The sequence below is a fragment of the Bacillus methanolicus MGA3 genome, from assembly GCF_000724485.1.
GTDB classification, from domain to species: Bacteria; Bacillota; Bacilli; order Bacillales; family Cytobacillaceae; genus Bacillus_Z; species Bacillus_Z methanolicus_A.
In genome coordinates this window covers 118,621-140,037 of record NZ_CP007739.1, presented here as the reverse complement: position 1 = coordinate 140,037, position 21,417 = coordinate 118,621, and the positions used below count along the sequence as shown (strand labels likewise).

Here is a 21,417-nt window from a genome sequence, read left to right as displayed (position 1 = left end):
TAGTTCAATCCCGTTATTTTTTACGACGACGTACGATAAATTTATCAGATTTGTTTTTCTTTTTGCGGGTTTTGAAACCAAGAGTTGGTTTACCCCAAGGAGTCATTGGAGACTTACGTCCGATCGGCGCACGTCCTTCACCACCGCCGTGTGGGTGATCGTTAGGGTTCATTACAGAACCGCGAACAGTTGGGCGTTTCCCTAACCAACGAGAACGTCCTGCTTTACCAATGTTAATTAATTCGTGCTGTTCGTTCCCTACTTGGCCGATAGAAGCACGGCAAGTTGCAAGGATCATGCGAACTTCACCAGAGTTTAAGCGGACAAGTACGTATTTGCCTTCTTTACCAAGAACTTGTGCGGAAGTACCGGCTGAACGTACTAATTGACCACCTTTGCCAGGCTTTAATTCGATATTGTGAATAACAGTACCTACAGGAATGTTTGCTAATGGAAGTGCGTTACCTACTTTGATGTCTGCTTCTGGACCAGACATTATTTCCATACCAACTTCAAGGTTTTTTGGAGCAAGAATGTAACGCTTTTCTCCATCAACATAGTTAATTAATGCAATGTTTGCAGAACGGTTTGGATCATATTCAATAGTGGCAACGCGTCCTGGAATGCCGTCTTTGTCACGTTTAAAATCAATGATACGGTATTGACGCTTATGACCGCCACCTTGATGACGAACAGTTAACTTACCTTGGTTGTTGCGGCCGCCTTTTCTTTTTAAAGGAGCAAGCAAGGATTTTTCTGGTTTGTCAGTAGTGATTTCCGAAAAATCTAATACTGTCATGCCGCGACGACCGTTGGAGGTAGGTTTGTACTTCTTAATCGCCATTTTAAATTCCCTCCTCTTCTAATTAAAATATTTATACTTCAAATAATTCGATTTCTTTGCTGTCTTGAGTTAGCGTTACGATGGCTTTGCGACGCTTATTTGTATAACCGCCGAATTTACCCATACGCTTGAACTTGCCTTTATAGTTCATAATGTTTACTTTTTCAACTTTTACGCCGAAAATTTCTTCAACAGCGTCTTTTACTTGAGTCTTGTTAGCTCTTACATCCACTTCAAAGGTGTATTTTTTATCAGCCATTAGATCAGTTGAACGTTCAGTGATTACGGGGCGCTTAATGACTTCACGTGCATCCATTATGCAAGCACCTCCTCTACTTTTTCAACCGCTGCTTTCGTCATGATTAACTTATCATGATTTAAAACATCCAAAACGTTGATTCCGTTAGCTGCTACAACAGTTACACCAGGGATATTTCGTGCAGATAATGCGACGTTTTCATCTAGATCTGCTGTAACGACGAGCGCTTTTGAATCAACAGAAAGATTTTTTAAAACACCTACAAAATCTTTTGTTTTTGGAGTTTCGAAAACAAGGTTTTCTAATACTAAAATATTTTCTTCTAAAACTTTAGAAGATAATGCAGATTTAATTGCTAAGCGACGCACTTTTTTAGGAAGCTTGTAGCTGTAGCTGCGTGGCACAGGACCGAACACAGTACCACCGCCGCGCCATTGTGGAGAACGGATAGAACCTTGGCGAGCACGGCCTGTTCCTTTTTGGCGCCATGGTTTGCGGCCACCGCCAGATACTTCAGAACGAATTTTTGTTTTGTGTGTTCCTTGACGCAAAGAAGCTCTTTGCATAACAACAGCTTCAAATAACACGTGTTTGTTAGGCTCGATACCAAAAACGGCGTCGTTTAGTTCGATTTCACCAACTTGTGAGCCGTTTTGGTTAAATAATGCTACTTTCGGCATTCATTTTTCCTCCTTTCCGGTTTATTGCTTTACTTTTACCGCACTTTTAATTTTAACAAGCCCCTTTTTAGGACCCGGTACGTTACCTTTGATTAAAAGTAAGTTGCGCTCTGCGTCAACTTTAACAATTTGAAGGTTTTGAACAGTAACTTTCTCTCCACCCATGCGTCCAGGCAGATTTTTACTTTTGAATACACGGTTTGGAGCGATAGGTCCCATAGAACCAGGACGACGATGGTAACGAGAACCGTGAGCCATAGGTCCGCGTGATTGCCCGTGGCGCTTAATCACACCTTGGAACCCTTTACCTTTTGAGATACCTGTTACATCAACAAGTTCTCCTTCTGCAAAAATATCAACTTTGACTTCTTGACCAACTTCATACTCTGCTAAGTCAACTCCGCGGATTTCGCGAATGAAGCGCTTAGGAGCAGTATTTGCTTTTGCAGCGTGTCCTTTTTCCGGTTTATTAGCAAGCTTTTCGCGTTTGTCTTCAAATCCTAGCTGAATTGCTTCGTAGCCGTCAGTCTCAACAGATTTCTTTTGAAGAACTACGTTTGGAGTTGCTTCAACAACTGTTACCGGGATAAGGTCACCGTTTTCAGCAAATACTTGAGTCATACCGATCTTTCTTCCTAAGATTCCTTTGGTCATTTCAGTCACACCTCCTAATTTCTTCATTATTTATATCATTAAAGTTTAATTTCAATATCAACACCGGATGGCAAGTCTAAACGCATTAATGAATCAACTGTTTGTGGAGTTGGATTAATGATGTCGATAAGACGTTTGTGTGTGCGCATCTCAAATTGTTCACGTGAATCTTTGTACTTATGCACCGCACGAAGAATTGTGTAAACAGATTTTTCAGTTGGAAGCGGGATCGGACCAGATACAGCCGCACCTGAACGTTTTGCTGTTTCTACAATTTTCTCTGCAGATTGATCAAGGATTCTGTGATCATAAGCTTTTAAACGGATACGTATTTTTTGTTTTGCCATTATTTTCCCTCCTTTTCGCCTATTTTAAAATAGACATTCTCCGTGGAAATTTCCTACGCACTCGCCATGGCAAAGCGGCCGGGTGTGTCAGCAACCTTCCACTTCATCGCAGTCAAAGACCAACGTTGTCTATTATACAGAAAACATAAAGTGAACGCAAGATATTCTTGAAAAATCTTTATGTTTCACACACCTTTTCAATTATAGCGGCCCTATATACCATTTTCAACAGGAACTTTTTTATTTAAAAATTAAAAAAGCAGATGGATTATCACCCATCTGCTTTCATATATTTATTTTTTATTACTCAACAATAGTGGAAACAACGCCAGCGCCTACTGTACGTCCACCTTCACGAATTGAGAATTTAGTTCCTTCTTCGATTGCAATTGGAGCAATAAGCTCAACGTTCATTTCAACGTTGTCGCCAGGCATAACCATTTCTACGCCTTCTGGAAGAGTGATAATTCCAGTTACATCAGTTGTACGGAAGTAGAACTGAGGGCGATAGTTAGAGAAGAATGGAGTATGACGTCCACCTTCTTCTTTTGATAATACGTAAACTTCAGCTTTGAATTTGGTGTGTGGAGTGATTGAACCTGGTTTTGCTAAAACTTGTCCGCGCTGTACTTCTTCACGAGCAATACCACGAAGAAGAGCACCGATGTTGTCACCAGCTTCAGCGTAGTCAAGAAGTTTACGGAACATTTCTACACCTGTTACAGTTGTAGATTTTGGCTCATCAGTTAAACCGATGATTTCAACAACGTCACCAACTTTAACTTGTCCGCGTTCTACACGTCCAGTAGCAACTGTACCACGACCAGTAATAGAGAATACGTCTTCAACTGGCATCATGAATGGTTTGTCAGTTTCACGCTCTGGAGTTGGGATGTACTCATCAACAGCGTTCATAAGCTCAACGATTTTTTCTTCCCAAGCTGGGTCGCCTTCAAGTGCTTTAAGAGCAGAACCTTTGATTACTGGAACTTCGTCGCCAGGGAATTCGTACTCAGAAAGAAGATCGCGTACTTCCATTTCTACTAGTTCAAGAAGTTCTTCGTCGTCTACCATGTCGCATTTGTTTAAGAATACAACAAGGTAAGGCACACCTACTTGGCGAGAAAGAAGGATATGCTCACGAGTTTGCGGCATTGGACCGTCAGCAGCAGATACAACAAGGATAGCGCCGTCCATTTGAGCAGCACCAGTGATCATGTTTTTAACGTAGTCAGCGTGTCCAGGGCAGTCTACGTGTGCATAGTGACGGTTTTCAGTTTCATACTCTACGTGTGCAGTTGAAATTGTGATACCGCGTTCACGCTCTTCTGGAGCAGCATCGATTTGATCATATGCACGAGCTTCAGCTTTACCTTGCTTAGCAAGTACAGTAGTAATTGCAGCTGTTAAAGTAGTTTTACCATGGTCAACGTGACCAATTGTACCAACGTTCACGTGTGGCTTAGAACGGTCGAATTTAGCTTTTGCCATTAGGAAAATCCTCCTTTGGTTATAAAAAATTTAATTTTAAATATATAAATGGGCTGCGAAAGAGGCTGCCCTAATTCGCAGCAACCAAGCTTACATAAGTAGTTATACTTGATTAAAAGACTAAAATCAATTATTCGCCTCTATTTTTTTTGATGATTTCATCAGCGATTGATTTCGGTACTTCTTCGTAGTGGTCAAAATGCATTGTGAAAACTCCGCGTCCTTGTGTACTAGAACGAAGCGAAGTAGCGTAACCAAACATTTCTGAAAGTGGAACCATTGCACGGACTACTTGAGCGTTACCGCGCGCTTCCATACCTTCTACACGGCCACGGCGGGCAGTAATGCCTCCCATGATATCTCCCATGTATTCTTCTGGAACAACTACTTCTACTCTCATTATCGGTTCAAGGAGAACAGGGTCACATTTTGCTGCTGCGTTTTTAAGTGCCAAAGAAGCAGCAATTTTGAACGCCATTTCGCTGGAGTCAACATCATGGTATGATCCATCAAATAGTTTTGCTTTAATGTCAACCATCGGATAACCTGCAAGAACACCTTTTTGAAGAGCGTCTTCAAGTCCTGCTTGCACTGCAGGGATGTATTCACGCGGTACAACACCACCAACGATCGCGTTTTCAAATTCGAAACCTTTTCCTTCTTCATTTGGAGAGAATTCGATCCAAACGTGTCCGTATTGTCCGCGTCCACCAGATTGACGAGCAAATTTACCTTCAACTTGCGCACTTTTACGGAAAGTTTCACGGTAAGCTACCTGAGGTGCACCTACATTCGCTTCAACTTTGAATTCACGGCGCATACGGTCAATGATGATGTCTAAGTGAAGCTCACCCATACCAGCAATAATTGTTTGCCCTGTTTCAGGGTCTGTGTGCGCTCTGAAAGTTGGATCCTCTTCTTGAAGTTTTTGTAAAGCATTCGACATTTTATCTTGGTCTGCTTTTGACTTAGGTTCCACAGAAAGTTGAATTACCGGTTCAGGGAATTGCATTGATTCTAAGATGACAGGGTTTTTGTCATCACAAAGTGTGTCACCAGTTGTTGTATCTTTCAATCCTACCGCTGCAGCGATGTCCCCTGCATAAACCATAGAGATTTCTTGGCGGTGGTTCGCATGCATTTGTAGTATTCGACCAATACGTTCGCGTTTTCTTTTTGTAGAGTTTTGTACATAAGAACCAGAGCTCAATGTACCAGAATAAACGCGGAAGAATGTTAATTTACCGACATATGGGTCAGTCATAACTTTAAATGCAAGTGCAGCAAACGGTTCATCGTCGCTAGATGGACGAGTTACTTCTTCCTCTGTTTCAGGGTTAACACCTTTAATTGGCGGTATATCTACTGGTGATGGAAGATAGTCAATTACTGCATCAAGCATTAATTGAACACCTTTGTTCTTAAAAGCAGAACCGCAAAGAACAGGGAAGAATTCAACATTGATTGTTCCTTTACGGATTGCAGCTTTTAGTTCATCATTTGTAATCTCTTCTCCGCCAAGGTATTTTTCCATTAGCTCTTCATCAAGTTCTGCTACCGCTTCAACTAATTTTTCACGGTATTCTTCAGCTTGTGCTCTGTATTCTTCTGGAATTTCACGAACTTCAATGTCAGTTCCAAGGTCATTGGCGTAGAAAGTTGCATTCATTTCTACAAGGTCGATAATTCCCTCGAAACTGTCTTCAGCACCGATTGGCAGCTGAATTGGATGAGCATTTGCCTGAAGTCGATCATGAAGAGTTTTAACAGAATATAAGAAATCGGCACCGATTTTATCCATTTTGTTGACAAATACAATACGCGGTACCCCATAAGTTGTCGCCTGGCGCCAAACTGTTTCAGTTTGAGGCTCAACACCGGATTGAGCATCAAGAACCGTAACCGCACCATCAAGCACACGAAGAGAACGTTCAACTTCAACCGTGAAGTCTACGTGTCCTGGTGTATCGATGATGTTAACGCGGTGGTTTTTCCACTGTGCAGTTGTCGCTGCGGAAGTAATTGTAATACCGCGTTCTTGCTCTTGTTCCATCCAGTCCATTTGAGCCGCACCTTCATGAGTTTCACCGATCTTATGGATTTTACCGGTATAGTAAAGGATACGCTCGGTTGTTGTTGTTTTACCAGCATCAATGTGGGCCATGATACCGATATTTCGAGTCTTTTCTAAGGAGAACTCTCTTGCCATTCGGTCTTTCTCCTTCCTTAATATAAGTGTGTTTTATTATTGTAAATTTGATATTACCAACGATAGTGAGCAAACGCTTTGTTTGCTTCTGCCATTTTGTGTGTATCTTCACGTTTTTTAACAGCCGCACCAGTGTTGTTGGCTGCATCAAGAATTTCATTAGCTAAACGCTCTTGCATTGTTTTCTCTCCACGTAGACGAGCGTAGTTTACTAACCAGCGAAGTCCTAGTGTTGTACGGCGTTCAGGGCGCACCTCAACTGGAACTTGGTAGTTGGCTCCACCCACACGGCGTGCTCTTACTTCTAGTACAGGCATGATGTTTTTCAGTGCTTGTTCAAACACTTCCATCGGATCTTTACCAGTACGTTCACGAATAATATCAAATGCTGAGTAAAGAATTGTTTGGGCTTTACCTCTTTTACCGTCAATCATCATTTTATTGATTAGACGAGTAACTAGCTTAGAATTGTAAATCGGATCTGGCAATACATCTCTTTTTGCTACAGGTCCTTTACGTGGCATATATTTTTCCTCCTTTCAACGAAACTGTATTCGTTTGAAATTATTTTTTAGCTGCCTTTGGTTTCTTAGTACCGTATTTTGAACGGCCTTGCATACGGTTATTAACACCAGCAGTGTCAAGCGCACCGCGTACGATATGGTAACGTACCCCTGGCAAGTCTTTTACACGTCCGCCACGGATAAGAACCACACTGTGTTCTTGTAAATTGTGGCCGATACCAGGAATGTACGCTGTTACCTCAATTCCGTTTGTTAAACGAACACGAGCATATTTACGAAGCGCTGAGTTCGGTTTTTTCGGTGTCATTGTACCAACACGTGTACATACACCGCGTTTTTGTGGTGAATATACATTTGTTTGCACTTTTTTGAAACTGTTGTAACCTTTGTTCAGTGCAGGTGATTTTGATTTTTCTGGTACTGATTTACGAGGCTTGCGTACTAATTGGTTAATTGTAGGCATGTATTTTTCCTCCCTTCACATTTTCGTTTAAGCCCACACATCCAGGTGGTTCATTTTTTAACAAAAACAAAGTTCTTGCAATTTATGGCTGCAAAAACAGTTTTTAACGGATAATCGCTACAGTGGCGGCTCCGACTTCAATCCCACAAGCTTTCCCAAGCTTTTTCATCGAATCAACACGGGTTATCGGGACATTCATTTCCTTTGCAACATCGATAACCTTTGCTGTTACATTTGGATCAGCATCGTCGGCTATCACAAGTTCCATTACTATCCCTGATTTAAGAGCTTTCACTGCTTGCTTTGTTCCTACAATAATGTTTCTAGCCTGTGATACTTTTTCATAAGACATATATATATCCTCCAAAGTAACAGGTAATTGAAGCACCTTTGCTATATTATCATCTCAAAATAGCGATGTCAATACCGATGAAAAATTTTTATACTGGCATCTCACAGTTTCATAAAAACTTTATTAAAAATACGGTACTTGCATGTGATTTTCACTAGCAAGTACCGCACTATTATAAAACAATCACTCAACCGTTACAGGATCTTCGACAGTTTCATCCTTTAAGATAGGCTTTGCTTTACGGTAACGCAGCATTCCTGTACCAGCTGGAACTAACTTACCGATAATAACATTTTCTTTCAAGCCAAGTAATTCATCGCGTTTGCCTTTAATTGCTGCATCTGTAAGAACTCTTGTCGTTTCTTGGAATGATGCTGCAGACAAGAACGAATCTGTTTCCAAAGATGCTTTTGTAATACCGAGCAACACAGGACGGCCGGTTGCCGGCAGCTTGCCTTCAAGCAGAGCTTTTTCGTTAGCATCTCTAAATTGGTGAATATCAAGCAGAGTACCTGGAAGGACGTCTGTTTCACCGGCATCGATAACACGCACTTTACGAAGCATTTGTCTTACCATAACTTCAATGTGCTTGTCGCCGATTTCAACCCCTTGCATACGATATACCTTTTGAACTTCACGAAGCAAGTATTCTTGTACGGCAGATACGTCTTTTACTTTTAGTAATTCTTTCGGATCAATCGATCCTTCAGTTAATTCCTGGCCTCGCTCAACACGGTCATTTACATTTACTTTTAAGCGCGCTGTATATGGTGCAGTGTATGTGCGGGTTTCCACTTCACCTTGGATGACAATTTCGTGCTGGCGGTCACGTCCTTCGTTAATTCCAACTACGACACCGTCAATTTCAGAAATAACAGCTTGACCTTTCGGGTTGAGTGCTTCAAACAACTCCTGGATACGAGGCAAACCTTGAGTAATATCGTCTCCTGCAACTCCACCTGTATGGAAAGTACGCATTGTTAACTGTGTACCCGGTTCACCGATTGATTGAGCAGCAATAATACCGACTGCTTCGCCTACTTCAACTTCCTGGCCGGTAGCTAAGTTGCGGCCGTAACATTTTTTACATACACCGTGTCTTGTGTTACATGTGAATGCCGAACGAATCCATACTTCTTCTATATTTGCTTGGACAATTTCATTTGCCAAATCTTCAGTAATTAACCCATTCTCAGGCACAATAACCTCATTGGTTTCCGGATGTCTTACCGTTTTTCTTGCATAACGCCCGATTAAGCGTTCCTCGAGTGATTCGATCACTTCTGTTCCATCCATTAAGGCTCTTACTAATAATCCCCGGTCTGTGCCGCAATCGTCTTCACGAACGATAACATCCTGCGCAACGTCAACAAGACGGCGTGTTAAATAACCAGAGTCAGCTGTTTTAAGGGCTGTATCCGCGAGACCTTTACGTGCACCATGTGTCGATATGAAATACTCTAATACCGTTAATCCTTCACGGAAACTTGCTTTAATCGGCAATTCAATAATCCGTCCTGCCGGGTTGGCCATGAGTCCGCGCATACCAGCTAACTGCGTAAAGTTCGACGCGTTACCGCGGGCACCTGAGTCACTCATCATGAAGATTGGATTCATTCTATCCAATGACTTCATAAGTTTTGCCTGAATGGTGTCTTTTGCAGAGCTCCAAATTGAGATTACTCGGTCGTATCGCTCGTCTTCTGTGATTAAACCACGTCTGAATTGCTTTATCACATTGTCGACTTTTCTTTCGGCTTCTTCGATGATTTGCTTCTTTTCGCCCAATACAACGATATCAGCAATACCAACCGTAATACCGGCTTTCGTTGAATATTTGAATCCAAGGTCTTTCATACGGTCAAGCATTTTAGAAGTTTCAGTGATCTTGTAGCGTTTAAACACTTCCGCAATGATGTTTCCAAGGATTTTCTTTTTAAAAGGTTCAACAAGCGGCATTTCTTTGATCAATGCCTTTACGTCTGTACCCGGATCTACAAAGTATTTATCTGGTGTTCTTTCTTCAAGATTTGTCTTTGTAGGTTCGTTAATGTAAGGGAATGATGCAGGTAAAATTTCATTAAAGATTAATTTACCTACTGTTGTTATCAGTAATTTTTTGTTTTGCTCTTCAGTAAATGTTTTGTTATTTAAGGAACCGGCATGAATGGCAATGCGTGTGTGCAAATGAACATAGCCGTTTTGATAGGCAAGCAGGGCTTCATTTGTGTCCTTAAAGATCATTCCTTCACCTTCAGCACCTGCTCTTTCCAACGTCAAATAATAGTTGCCTAATACCATATCCTGTGAAGGGGTAACGACCGGTTTACCATCTTTAGGGTTTAGAATATTTTGTGCAGCAAGCATTAATAAACGCGCTTCTGCTTGAGCTTCTGCTGAAAGCGGCACGTGAACAGCCATTTGGTCACCGTCAAAGTCTGCGTTATATGCAGTACATACGAGCGGATGCAAACGGATGGCTCGGCCTTCTACGAGCGTTGGCTCAAATGCCTGAATTCCAAGTCTGTGCAATGTAGGGGCACGGTTTAGAAGAACAGGGTGTTCTTTAATGACCTCTTCTAATACATCCCACACCTCAGGCTGAACTCTTTCAATTTTTCGTTTAGCTGATTTAATATTGTGGGCTAGCCCTTTCTCAACAAGCTCCTTCATTACAAATGGCTTAAATAGTTCTAGCGCCATTTCTTTCGGAAGTCCGCATTGATACATTTTAAGGTTTGGACCTACTACGATAACAGATCGGCCGGAATAGTCTACACGTTTACCAAGCAAGTTTTGGCGGAAACGGCCCTGTTTCCCTTTAAGCATGTGGGAAAGTGATTTTAACGGACGATTTCCTGGTCCGGTTACAGGACGTCCGCGGCGTCCATTGTCTATTAAAGCGTCAACTGCTTCTTGAAGCATACGTTTTTCATTCTGAACAATAATGCTCGGAGCTCCAAGATCTAATAATCGTTTTAAACGATTGTTCCGGTTAATAACCCTGCGGTACAAATCGTTAAGGTCTGAAGTCGCAAAGCGTCCTCCGTCTAGTTGAACCATCGGACGAAGCTCCGGAGGAATTACCGGAAGAACATCAAGTATCATCCAAGATGGATCATTTCCGGAATTACGGAACGCTTCAAGCACCTCAAGGCGTTTAATTGCACGAGTACGGCGCTGGCCTTGAGCAGTTCTTAGTTCTTCTTTTAAGATTTCAACTTCTTTTTCAAGGTCAATATCTTGGAGAAGTTTTTTAATCGCTTCCGCACCCATTGAAGCCTGAAATTTATTTCCGTATTTTTCGCGGTATGCGCGGTATTCTTTTTCTGATAAAAGCTGCTTCTTTTCTAATGGAGTGTCACCAGGTTCAGTTACGACATAAGAAGCAAAATAAATAACTTCTTCAAGAGCACGCGGGGACATATCAAGTACAAGTCCCATTCGGCTCGGAATCCCTTTAAAGTACCAGATATGGGATACTGGTGCTGCTAATTCAATATGTCCCATGCGTTCACGGCGCACTTTTGCACGAGTAACCTCAACGCCACATCGATCGCAAACCACACCTTTGTAGCGGACTCTTTTATATTTTCCACAATGGCATTCCCAGTCTTTTTGAGGGCCGAAGATACGTTCACAGAAAAGACCATCTTTTTCAGGTTTTAAAGTACGATAGTTGATTGTTTCAGGTTTTTTCACTTCACCATATGACCATGAACGGATTTTATCAGGTGAAGCAAGACCTATTTTCATATACTCAAAATTGTTAACATCTAGCAAGGGGCCTACCTCCCTTTTGATCTACAGGTTTTACCCTTATTGCTTCATTGTCCAGCCGAAAAGCCTAGTCCCTTGGCGGGCCCTGGAAAAACATCATCTTTCTCCGGATCCCGCCATATTCAGGAACTGACCGCGGCACTTTTGAATATCTTTTTAAACCTTATTCTTTTATGCTTACTTTTTCTGATTCTGATTTTTCAAGTTCTGGTGCAATTGTAAATGACTCGGCCTGTTGAAGATCTTCTTCATCTTCCAGGTCACGCATTTCAATCTCTTCTTCATCACTTGAAAGGATTTTGACATCCATACCTAAGTTTTGAAGTTCTTTGATCAAGACTTTGAATGATTCAGGAACTCCAGGCTCCGGTACATTTTCGCCTTTCACAATCGCTTCGTACGTTTTTACGCGCCCGACAACATCGTCCGATTTAACAGTAAGGATTTCTTGGAGTGTATAGGCAGCTCCATACGCTTCAAGCGCCCAAACCTCCATTTCCCCGAAACGCTGTCCGCCGAATTGTGCTTTTCCGCCAAGCGGCTGCTGCGTTACAAGCGAGTATGGTCCTGTTGAACGCGCATGAAGCTTATCGTCAACCATGTGTGCCAGTTTAATCATATACATGACACCAACGGAAACGCGGTTATCAAATGGCTCGCCAGTTCTTCCATCATATAAAACGGTTTTTGCATCAGGGGCCATACCGGCTTCCTTAATTGTCGACCAAACATCTTCTTCATTCGCACCGTCAAATACCGGCGAAGCAACGTGAATTCCAAGCGCTCTTGCTGCCATACCAAGGTGGAGCTCAAACACTTGACCGATGTTCATTCGTGATGGAACCCCCAATGGGTTTAACATGATATCTACAGGTGTTCCATCAGGAAGGAATGGCATATCTTCTTCAGGAAGAATGCGGGAAATAACCCCTTTGTTTCCGTGGCGTCCCGCCATTTTATCTCCTTCAGAAATTTTACGTTTTTGAACAATATAAACGCGAACAAGTTGGTTTACGCCTGGAGGAAGTTCGTCTCCGTCTTCACGGTTAAAGACTTTTACATCTAAGACAATTCCGCCGCCATGAGGTACTCTCAGCGATGTATCGCGGACCTCACGGGCTTTTTCCCCAAAGATTGCATGTAAAAGTCTCTCTTCTGCAGTTAATTCTGTAACCCCTTTTGGCGTTACTTTACCAACAAGAAGATCTCCGTCTTTTACTTCTGCACCGATGCGGATAATACCACGCTCATCAAGGTTGCGGAGGGCATCTTCCCCAACGTTTGGAATATCACGCGTAATTTCCTCAGGACCAAGCTTTGTATCACGGGATTCTGATTCATATTCTTCAATATGAATAGAAGTATAGACATCGTCTTTCACAAGACGCTCACTCATGATAATTGCGTCCTCGTAGTTGTATCCGTCCCATGTCATAAATGCTACGAGTACATTTCGTCCAAGAGCCAGTTCGCCTTTCTCCATAGAAGGACCGTCTGCCAAAATTTCGCCTTTCGCAACACGATCGCCCACTTTGACAATCGGACGCTGATTATAGCAAGTTCCTTGGTTGGATCGAACAAACTTTAATAATTTGTATTTGTCTAAGTCGCCTTTAACTTCTTGGCCATCGATTTCTTTTATACGTCGAACCCAAATTTCTCGGGCTTCTACATGTTCGACAATTCCATCGTGCTTACAGATAACAGCGGCCCCGGAATCTTTTGCAGATACATATTCCATGCCAGTTCCAACGATAGGCGCTTCAGGCTGCAATAAAGGCACTGCCTGACGCTGCATGTTTGCACCCATAAGCGCACGGTTTGAATCATCGTTTTCAAGGAATGGAATACATGCTGTTGCAGCAGAAACAACCTGTTTAGGCGATACATCCATATAATCGACACGGTCGCGCTTTACGACTGTGTTTTCGCCGCGGAAACGAGCTACAACTTCCTCATCAAGGAATGAACCGTCTTCTCCAAGACGGGCATTGGCCTGGGCAACGACATAGTTATCTTCTTCATCAGCCGTCAAATAATCAATTTGATTTGTTACTTTTCCGGTTTCCGGATCAACACGACGGTAAGGGGTTTCGATAAAACCAAAACGGTTCACCTTTGCATATGTTGACAAAGAGTTGATCAAACCTATGTTCGGACCCTCAGGAGTTTCAATCGGACACATACGGCCATAGTGGGAGTAGTGAACATCACGCACTTCAAAGCCTGCACGTTCACGAGTTAATCCGCCAGGTCCCAATGCAGATAAACGGCGTTTATGCGTTAATTCTGCAAGCGGGTTTGTCTGGTCCATAAACTGAGACAACTGGGAACTTCCGAAAAATTCTTTAATGGAAGCGATAACCGGACGAATGTTAATCAATTGCTGCGGTGTAATTGTCGCAGTATCCTGGATCGACATTCTTTCGCGGACGACCCGCTCCATCCGTGACAACCCAATTCTGAATTGGTTTTGAAGCAGCTCTCCAACAGAACGAAGACGTCTGTTTCCTAAATGGTCAATATCATCTGTATTCCCAACTCCATGCAACAGATTAAAGAAATAACTAATGGATGCGATAATATCTGCCGGAGTGATATTCTTTATGTGTTCTTCTACATACGCATTACCAATTACATTGATTACTTTCTCGCCTTCTTCATTAGGGGCATATATTTTAATAGTTTGAAGCTTAATGTCTTCTTCAACAACGCCGCCTACAGGGCTGAAAGTCGAAAAACCAATGTTCTTTTCAAGATTTGGAAGGATTCTGTCTAATGTACGACGGTCTAGAGTCGTCCCTTTTTCAGCAATAATTTCGCCTGTTTCAGGGTCTACCAACGTCTCTGCAAGAGTCTGGCCGAATAGACGGTTTTTTATGTGAAGCTTCTTATTAATTTTATAACGGCCAACACTTGCTAAATCATAACGCTTCGGATCAAAAAATCTGGAGATTAACAAATTTTTAGCGTTTTCTACTGTCGGTGGTTCGCCAGGACGAAGACGCTCATAAATTTCTAACAGTGCTTTTTCAGTATTTTCTGTATTGTCCTTTTCAAGAGTATTGCGGATATATTCGTTATCTCCAATCAAATCAATGATTTCTTGATCAGAGCCAAATCCAAGAGCACGCAAAAGAACTGTAACAGGAAGCTTCCTCGTACGATCAATTCGTACATACACGACATCTTTGGCATCCGTTTCATACTCAAGCCAAGCGCCGCGGTTCGGGATCACGGTTGCACTGAAACCTTTCTTCCCGTTCTTATCAACCTTCTCGCTATAATACACACTTGGGGAACGCACAAGTTGGGAAACAATAACACGTTCTGCACCATTAATAACGAACGTTCCTGTTTCCGTCATTAAAGGGAAGTCTCCCATAAAAACATCTTGGTCTTTTACTTCACCTGTTTCCTTGTTTACGAGACGGACTTTCACACGCAAAGGCGCTGAATACGTAACATCCCGTTCCTTTGATTCCTCTACGGAATACTTCGGTTCGCCAAGGCTGTAATCAATAAACTCAAGCGATAAATTACCAGTAAAGTCCTCAATCGGTGAAATGTCCTGGAACATTTCACGCAAACCTTCATCAAGAAACCATTGATACGAAGAGGTTTGGATTTCAATGAGATTTGGTAATTCTAGTACTTCACTGATTTTTGCATAACTTCTTCGCTGGCGGTGTCGTCCATACTGAACTAGTTGACCTGTCAACTGATTCACCCCTCAAATCAAGCGTAATAATTGCATCTATTTGCGCCTTACCCAGGACAAGCCTGTCATAAGACAAAAAGAAAAAGGGTTTTTATTAAAAACCACATTTTCACAATACGAACTATTATTTTGTTATTTTTTCCTTATAAAACCAATTTTATACAACTCTCATTGAAATTAGCAATATTTTGATGAATATTCTGTTGGCATTTTATAATATTAACATAGCGAATTAAGCAAGTCAATATTTTTTTGCCCGTATAATGAAATAACCTTTCTTTTTTTCAACGACGTCCACTTCGTCAAAGACTTCATTTAACTTATTAATCGCCGAAGGTGCTCCTTGCTTTTTTTGAATGACAACCCACAGTTCTCCACCTGGTTTTAAGTGGCCGACACTTTGTTCAAAAATATCATGGACAATCTTTTTTCCGGCCCGAATCGGAGGATTTGTGACGATGGACGCAAAATTGCGTTCGTTTACACCGGTCAATCGGTCGCTTTCATATATTACTACATTGTCAATTTTGTTTAATAGAGCATTCTCTTTAGCAAGAGCAAGTGCACGTTCATTTACATCCACCATATGTACGGAAATAGTTCCGAAGCTTTTCGCGATTGAAAGCCCAATTGGCCCGTATCCACATCCGACATCCAAAACATTTCCCTCTAGATCTGGCAATGCAAACGTCTCTATCAACAGCCTTGATCCAAAATCTACTTCTCTTTTTGAAAAAACACCATTATCCGTCTTAAAACGAAAGATATAATTTCGAAGCTTACAATCCCAATAGACCGGATTACTTTCAGTATTTTGGGTTCGGGAGTAATAATGGTCAGACATGAAGTTCACCTCCGATGGAGAGATTTTTATGAAGGAACTCGGGGATTGGCTATATGAACGGTATTATATGCTATCCATGAAAAAAATGCAAAAATTAGAAAAGCCCGCTTATGCAGCGAGCTTTTTTTCATTACTTAACTTCAACGCCAGCTCCAACTTCTTCAAGTTTAGCTTTGATTTCTTCAGCTTCTTCTTTAGAAACGCCTTCTTTAAGAGGCTTTGGAGTGTTGTCAACAAGTTCTTTTGCTTCTTTAAGGCCAAGACCTGTAATTTCACGTACAACTTTAATAACTTTGATTTTTTGGTCGCCTGCAGATGCAAGAATAACGTCAAATTCAGTTTTCTCAGCAGCAGCTTCGCCGCCAGCAGCGCCACCCACAACAGCTACAGGAGCAGCAGCAGTTACACCGAATTCTTCTTCAATTGCTTTTACTAAATCGTTTAATTCTAAAACAGTCATATTTTTAACTGCTTCAATAATTTGTTCTTTAGTCATTTTAAATTTCCTCCTTAAATTTTTGTTTTATCCGATAATCACTAACTTCAGCTTACGCGCCTTGCTCTTCTTTTTGATCTGCAACAGCTTTTGCAGCAAGAGCAAAGTTGCGGATAGGTGCTTGAAGAACGCTGAGTAGCATAGAAAGCAAGCCTTCGCGGGATGGTAGATCTGCAAGAGCTTTAATATCTTCTACTGTTGCGATGTTTCCTTCAATCACACCTGCTTTAATTTCAAGAGCTTCGTGGTTTTTCGCAAATTCGTTTAAAACTTTCGCTGGAGCAACAACGTCTTCATTGCTGAAAGCAATCGCGTTCGGGCCTGTTAAAACTTCGTTCAAGCCGGTAAGTTCAACAGCTTCAGCTGCACGGCGGGTTAAAGTATTTTTGTATACTTTGAATTCAACGCCGGCTTCACGAAGTTGTTTGCGAAGTTCTGTTACTTCAGCAACGTTTAAGCCGCGATAGTCTACAATAATTGTTGTTTTGCTAGCTTTAAACTTTTCAGCAATTTCTTCTACGATTTGTTTCTTTTGTTCGATTGCGCTGCTCATCCTTACACCTCCTGTAGATTTGCTACATTCATACCGACCAATAAAAAACCTCCACATCTTTTCACAGACATGGAGGCAGTATACAATAGCCGCTTTAAAACGGACTAACTAATTCTATCGTAATACCTCGGTAGGAAATTAAGCCTCTCGGCACCTACTGTCTGCGGTACAAATGCTATACTATTTTATTTTTACAACAGAGTCAATTATATATAGCAAGACTCCGATTGTCAACTCTCATTATTTTACTGCAACAGATGAAGGATCAACTTTAATTCCAGGTCCCATAGTAGAAGTAACAGTTACATTCTTCATGTAAGTACCTTTTGCAGCAGCTGGTTTAACTTTCAACATTGTATCAAAGATTGTGTTGAAGTTTTCGACAAGTTTTTCGGTTTCGAAAGATGTTTTACCGATTGGTACATGGATGTTGCCAGCTTTGTCAACACGGTATTCAACTTTACCAGCTTTGATTTCTTTCACTGCACGGTCAACATCAAAAGTAACTGTACCTGTTTTAGGGTTTGGCATTAAACCTTTAGGTCCTAATACACGTCCAAGTTTACCAACTTCACCCATCATGTCAGGTGTGGCAACGATTACATCAAATTCAAACCAACCTTGGTTGATTTTGTTGATGTATTCAGAATCACCTACGTAGTCTGCACCTGCAGCTTCCGCTTCTTTTGCTTTTTCACCTTTTGCGAACACAAGCACGCGCTGAGTTTTACCAGTACCGTTAGGAAGAACAACCGCACCGCGGATTTGCTGATCCGCTTTCTTAGGGTCAACCCCAAGACGGAATGCTACTTCAACTGTTGCATCAAATTTTACAATACTTGTTTTTTTAACAAGATCGATCGCTTCTTCAATTGGGTAAGCTTTTGAACGATCTACAAGCTTCGCAGCTTCTAAATACTTCTTACCTTTTTTAGCCATTTTCAATTTTCCTCCTTGAATGTGGTTTTAGCGGAATAACCTCCCACGTACAAAAGCGCAGGCGCCTTGCTCGGCCCCGACAAGCGCTGGAGATCCAGCTGTTAAAATCGTTCTTTGACTTCAATAGCTGAACCGAAGCGGCCTCGAGGGGCTAGGCGTCAGAGCTGGACGAATAAAGGTTGCGAGTGAAACAAATTCAGCGTCGCAACCTCAAGCCAACCATTAATCATTTCCAGCAGGTACGGATTAATCTTCGATAACAATACCCATGCTGCGTGCAGTACCTTCGACCATGCGCATTGCACTTTCTACGCTTGATGCATTTAGGTCTGGCATTTTTTGTTCAGCAATCTCGCGCACTTTGTCACGCTTAATTGTTGCTACTTTATTACGATTAGGTTCACCAGAACCTGACTGAATTCCAGCTGCAACTTTAAGAAGTACAGCAGCAGGAGGAGTTTTCGTAATAAATGTAAAGGAACGGTCTTCAAATACCGTAATTTCAACAGGAATGATTAATCCAGCTTGATCAGCTGTACGAGCATTGAACTCTTTACAGAATCCCATAATGTTAACACCAGCTTGACCTAATGCAGGACCAACCGGCGGTGCTGGATTCGCTTTACCAGCAGGGATTTGCAATTTAACAACCTTAATTACTTTTTTAGCCACGAGACACACCTCCTTAAAGTCCGTGATGTGGTAATAGGGATATACCCTCCCACTCATATAGAAGTCTTTATATAAAAAATAAAGAACTTGACTAATGTCCAGTCTCATTGTCCGAGACATACTGACCTTTGAAATATTATCATTTTTCCGAACTGATTTCAAGTTTTTTTCAGATTATAATTTATCAATTTGTGAAAAATCAAGCTCTACCGGAGTATCCCGGCCAAACATATTGACAAGAACTTTAATTTTTGCTTTATCTTTATCAATTTCTTCGATCGTTCCCGTAAAGTTGGCAAACGGGCCTTCTTTAACTCGAACCGTTTCACCAATTTCAAAGTTAATATCAATGCGTTTTTCTTCAACACCCATGCGTTTTAAAATGACGTTTACTTCCTCAGGGAGAAGCGGCGTCGGCTTGGATCCTGAACCTGCAGATCCAACAAAACCGGTAACGCCGGGAGTATTGCGGACAACGTACCAGGAGTCATCAGTCAAGATCAGCTCTACAAGTACATAGCCAGGGAACACCTTGCGCTTTAACACTTTCTTTTTTCCGTTTTTAATTTCGGTTTCTTCTTCTTCAGGAACAATAACCCGGAAAATTTTATCCTGCATTCCCATCGATTCTACACGTTTTTCTAGGTTCGCTCTTACTTTGTTTTCATAACCAGAGTACGTATGAACGACATACCAATTCTTTTCCATTTATGAGGACTTTATCGTCCTTCCCTCCCCGCACTTTTAAAATCATATTTTCAAATGTATGAACCTCTACTATTTTTAAGCAAATGAAAAAACCCGTTTCCGGGCTTTTGCAAATCTTTCCTGCATTATTCTCCATTATATCATTAGTTTGCAGGAGTTATTCAAGTATAAATCGAATCAATTCAGAAATTCCTAAGTCAACAACTGCAAAGAACAAGGCAAAGAATGTAACGGTGGTTAAAACAGTGATCGTGTATCGTGTTAATTCTTTTCGCTTTGGCCAGCTGACTTTTCTCATTTCACGGGCTGTCTCACGGAAAAAATTAGCTATGCGTTGCATTTCGTAACCTCCAACTTTTCTGGAAATAACCTAAAGAAATCTATTTATCAAGGGAACTTATTTTGTTTCGCGATGAATCGTTTGCATACCGCAAGTACGACAATATTTTTTTAGCTCTAGTCGCTCCGTCTGTGTCTTTTTATTGCTGGTCGTTGAGTAATTGCGTGATCCGCATTCGACGCAGGCCAAAACTACTTTTTTCCTCATTTATCACACCTGCTAATCTATCTTTTACATCTTTAAAACTTTACCACGCGCCTATATCAATGTCAATAAGCGACTGTAAGAATCTGTGAATTCATGGTTCCTTAAAGTGAAAATTCCCTGACTTCCAGGTACCGCTCCAATTTTCTCTTCACCCGCTGTAATGCATTATCAATTGACTTCACATGTCGATTCAATTCTTCCGAAATTTCCTGATAAGACTGGCCATCTAAATAGAGAGCGAGAACTTTTCGTTCCAAATCGCTCAATAGCTCTGTCATTTTCACTTCTATATGGTCGAACTCTTCTTGATTGATAATAAGTTCTTCCGGATCCATCACTTTTGCCCCGGAAATAACATCCATTAAAGTCCTATCCGATTCCTCATCATAGATCGGCTTGTCTAATGAAACATATGAATTTAACGGAATATGCTTTTGTCTCGTTGCAGTTTTTATGGCGGTTATAATCTGTCTGGTTATGCACAATTCTGCAAACGCTTTAAACGAAGTGAGCTTGTCCTCTTTAAAATCACGAATAGCTTTGTATAAGCCAATCATACCTTCCTGGACAATATCTTCCTTATCTGCTCCAACCAGGAAATAAGAGCGTGCTTTTGCCCGAACGAAATTCCTGTACTTATGGATCAGATAATCCAATGCCTCACTTTCTCCTTTGTGCACCAATTCTACGATTACCTCATCTTCGAGCTGAACATACTTTTCGTTGAGTTTCGTCCTGAAGTCAATCGTCACACAGATCCCCCCGCCCGCGCATGCATAGATAGAAATATTATACAGCACCTTATTTTACAGCGTCAACAGCCCATCACCGTTCTCTGCGCCATTTTTCAAAAATTTCTGCCACTTCATCGCTAAGAGGAATCTTCGATGTAGGTTTTTTCGTCTGAATTTTTTTTAAGCTTTTTTCAATCCTCTTTTTGATTACTTCCATTTCAGTTAATAATTCGCGCGCCGATTTTCGGAGCGCCCCTTGTCCAAATATCGCCCATTGTTCGGTATAATCCGAGGTTGCAACATGTATTTGAGTTTTCCGGTTGCTTAAAGAGATGGCTAACTTTTCAATTCTCTCATCGGCTGTTTCATTTTCTCTTGTAAAAATAACTTCCACATTAAAATTTTTGTATTTCTTTTCTATACCTTTTACAAAATAGGCATCAAATACAATAATCACCCGATAACCGGTATATGCCTGATATTCCGCCATACTTTCAATCAAACGGTCTCTTGCGGCAGCCAGGTCGATGTTTTTTAAAGCCCTTAATTCCGGCCATGCCCCGATAATGTTGTAACCGTCGACAATCAGAATATCCATAT

The 21,417-nt window shown here is 41.4% G+C and carries 22 protein-coding genes and 1 other annotated feature; all 22 genes read right to left on the bottom strand.

Going from position 1 to position 21,417, the window contains the following annotated elements:
• Nucleotides 1–13 precede the first annotated feature (13 nt).
• The 22 genes from rplB to BMMGA3_RS00615 all read right to left on the bottom strand — a co-directional run bounded on the left by rplB (nt 14) and on the right by BMMGA3_RS00615 (nt 21,415).
• Nucleotides 14–844, bottom strand: a complete 831-nt coding sequence (gene rplB, locus BMMGA3_RS00715; RefSeq protein ID WP_003348615.1) for a 50S ribosomal protein L2 — start codon at nt 842–844, stop codon at nt 14–16.
• Nucleotides 845–875: 31 nt separating this feature from the next.
• Nucleotides 876–1,163: a 50S ribosomal protein L23 gene (rplW, locus tag BMMGA3_RS00710; RefSeq protein ID WP_185762565.1), complete on the bottom strand. Its 288-nt coding sequence runs from the start codon at nt 1,161–1,163 to the stop codon at nt 876–878.
• The gene (gene rplD, locus BMMGA3_RS00705) at nt 1,160–1,783 is read right to left on the bottom strand and encodes a 50S ribosomal protein L4 (RefSeq protein WP_003348617.1); all 624 of its coding nucleotides are present in this window, start codon (nt 1,781–1,783) and stop codon (nt 1,160–1,162) included. The genes rplW and rplD overlap by 4 nt, the downstream gene beginning before the upstream one ends.
• 21 nt (nt 1,784–1,804) lie before the next feature.
• A complete protein-coding gene (gene rplC / locus BMMGA3_RS00700) occupies nt 1,805–2,437 on the bottom strand; it encodes a 50S ribosomal protein L3 (RefSeq protein ID WP_003348619.1) in 633 nt (210 codons plus the stop codon).
• A gap of 38 nt (nt 2,438–2,475) precedes the next feature.
• Nucleotides 2,476–2,784, bottom strand: coding sequence for a 30S ribosomal protein S10 (gene rpsJ / locus BMMGA3_RS00695; RefSeq protein WP_003348621.1), 309 nt, complete (start codon nt 2,782–2,784; stop codon nt 2,476–2,478).
• A 303-nt stretch (nt 2,785–3,087) separates the two neighbouring features.
• Nucleotides 3,088–4,275, bottom strand: a complete 1,188-nt coding sequence (tuf, locus tag BMMGA3_RS00690) for an elongation factor Tu (RefSeq protein WP_003348624.1) — start codon at nt 4,273–4,275, stop codon at nt 3,088–3,090.
• A 130-nt stretch (nt 4,276–4,405) separates the two neighbouring features.
• Nucleotides 4,406–6,484, bottom strand: coding sequence for an elongation factor G (fusA, locus tag BMMGA3_RS00685; protein WP_003348626.1), 2,079 nt, complete (start codon nt 6,482–6,484; stop codon nt 4,406–4,408).
• A gap of 53 nt (nt 6,485–6,537) precedes the next feature.
• Nucleotides 6,538–7,008: a 30S ribosomal protein S7 gene (rpsG, locus tag BMMGA3_RS00680; protein WP_003348628.1), complete on the bottom strand. Its 471-nt coding sequence runs from the start codon at nt 7,006–7,008 to the stop codon at nt 6,538–6,540.
• Nucleotides 7,009–7,048: 40 nt separating this feature from the next.
• Entirely contained in the window at nt 7,049–7,471 is a 423-nt protein-coding gene (gene rpsL / locus BMMGA3_RS00675) for a 30S ribosomal protein S12 (protein WP_003348630.1), read from the bottom strand.
• A 103-nt stretch (nt 7,472–7,574) separates the two neighbouring features.
• Entirely contained in the window at nt 7,575–7,823 is a 249-nt protein-coding gene (locus tag BMMGA3_RS00670; RefSeq protein ID WP_003348632.1) for a 50S ribosomal protein L7ae-like protein, read from the bottom strand.
• 183 nt (nt 7,824–8,006) lie between these two features.
• A complete protein-coding gene (gene rpoC / locus BMMGA3_RS00665) occupies nt 8,007–11,606 on the bottom strand; it encodes a DNA-directed RNA polymerase subunit beta' (protein ID WP_003348634.1) in 3,600 nt (1,199 codons plus the stop codon).
• Between the two features lie 160 nt (nt 11,607–11,766).
• Nucleotides 11,767–15,324, bottom strand: a complete 3,558-nt coding sequence (rpoB, locus tag BMMGA3_RS00660; protein ID WP_003348636.1) for a DNA-directed RNA polymerase subunit beta — start codon at nt 15,322–15,324, stop codon at nt 11,767–11,769.
• 241 nt (nt 15,325–15,565) lie between these two features.
• Complete coding sequence (locus BMMGA3_RS00655) at nt 15,566–16,168, bottom strand: class I SAM-dependent methyltransferase (protein WP_003348638.1); 603 nt, start codon at nt 16,166–16,168, stop codon at nt 15,566–15,568.
• A 130-nt stretch (nt 16,169–16,298) separates the two neighbouring features.
• On the bottom strand, nt 16,299–16,664 hold the full coding sequence (rplL, locus tag BMMGA3_RS00650) for a 50S ribosomal protein L7/L12 (protein ID WP_003348640.1): 366 nt from the start codon (nt 16,662–16,664) through the stop codon (nt 16,299–16,301).
• Nucleotides 16,665–16,716: 52 nt separating this feature from the next.
• A complete protein-coding gene (gene rplJ, locus BMMGA3_RS00645; RefSeq protein ID WP_003348641.1) occupies nt 16,717–17,217 on the bottom strand; it encodes a 50S ribosomal protein L10 in 501 nt (166 codons plus the stop codon).
• 33 nt (nt 17,218–17,250) lie between these two features.
• Nucleotides 17,251–17,402 (bottom strand) — a sequence feature (ribosomal protein L10 leader region).
• Between the two features lie 55 nt (nt 17,403–17,457).
• On the bottom strand, nt 17,458–18,156 hold the full coding sequence (gene rplA / locus BMMGA3_RS00640) for a 50S ribosomal protein L1 (RefSeq protein WP_003348643.1): 699 nt from the start codon (nt 18,154–18,156) through the stop codon (nt 17,458–17,460).
• A gap of 246 nt (nt 18,157–18,402) precedes the next feature.
• The gene (rplK, locus tag BMMGA3_RS00635) at nt 18,403–18,828 is read right to left on the bottom strand and encodes a 50S ribosomal protein L11 (protein ID WP_003348644.1); all 426 of its coding nucleotides are present in this window, start codon (nt 18,826–18,828) and stop codon (nt 18,403–18,405) included.
• Nucleotides 18,829–19,002: 174 nt separating this feature from the next.
• Nucleotides 19,003–19,536 (bottom strand): transcription termination/antitermination protein NusG, encoded by a 534-nt coding sequence (gene nusG / locus BMMGA3_RS00630; protein ID WP_003348646.1) that lies wholly within the window; start codon nt 19,534–19,536, stop codon nt 19,003–19,005.
• 157 nt (nt 19,537–19,693) lie between these two features.
• A complete protein-coding gene (secE, locus tag BMMGA3_RS00625; protein ID WP_003348648.1) occupies nt 19,694–19,876 on the bottom strand; it encodes a preprotein translocase subunit SecE in 183 nt (60 codons plus the stop codon).
• A gap of 57 nt (nt 19,877–19,933) precedes the next feature.
• Nucleotides 19,934–20,083 (bottom strand): 50S ribosomal protein L33, encoded by a 150-nt coding sequence (gene rpmG / locus BMMGA3_RS16875; protein WP_003348650.1) that lies wholly within the window; start codon nt 20,081–20,083, stop codon nt 19,934–19,936.
• A gap of 101 nt (nt 20,084–20,184) precedes the next feature.
• Nucleotides 20,185–20,835 carry an RNA polymerase sporulation sigma factor SigH gene (sigH, locus tag BMMGA3_RS00620; protein WP_003348651.1) on the bottom strand — a complete coding sequence of 217 codons (651 nt, stop codon included), beginning with the start codon at nt 20,833–20,835 and terminating at the stop codon, nt 20,185–20,187.
• 73 nt (nt 20,836–20,908) lie between these two features.
• Complete coding sequence (locus BMMGA3_RS00615; protein WP_003348652.1) at nt 20,909–21,415, bottom strand: NYN domain-containing protein; 507 nt, start codon at nt 21,413–21,415, stop codon at nt 20,909–20,911.
• Nucleotides 21,416–21,417 lie beyond the last annotated feature (2 nt).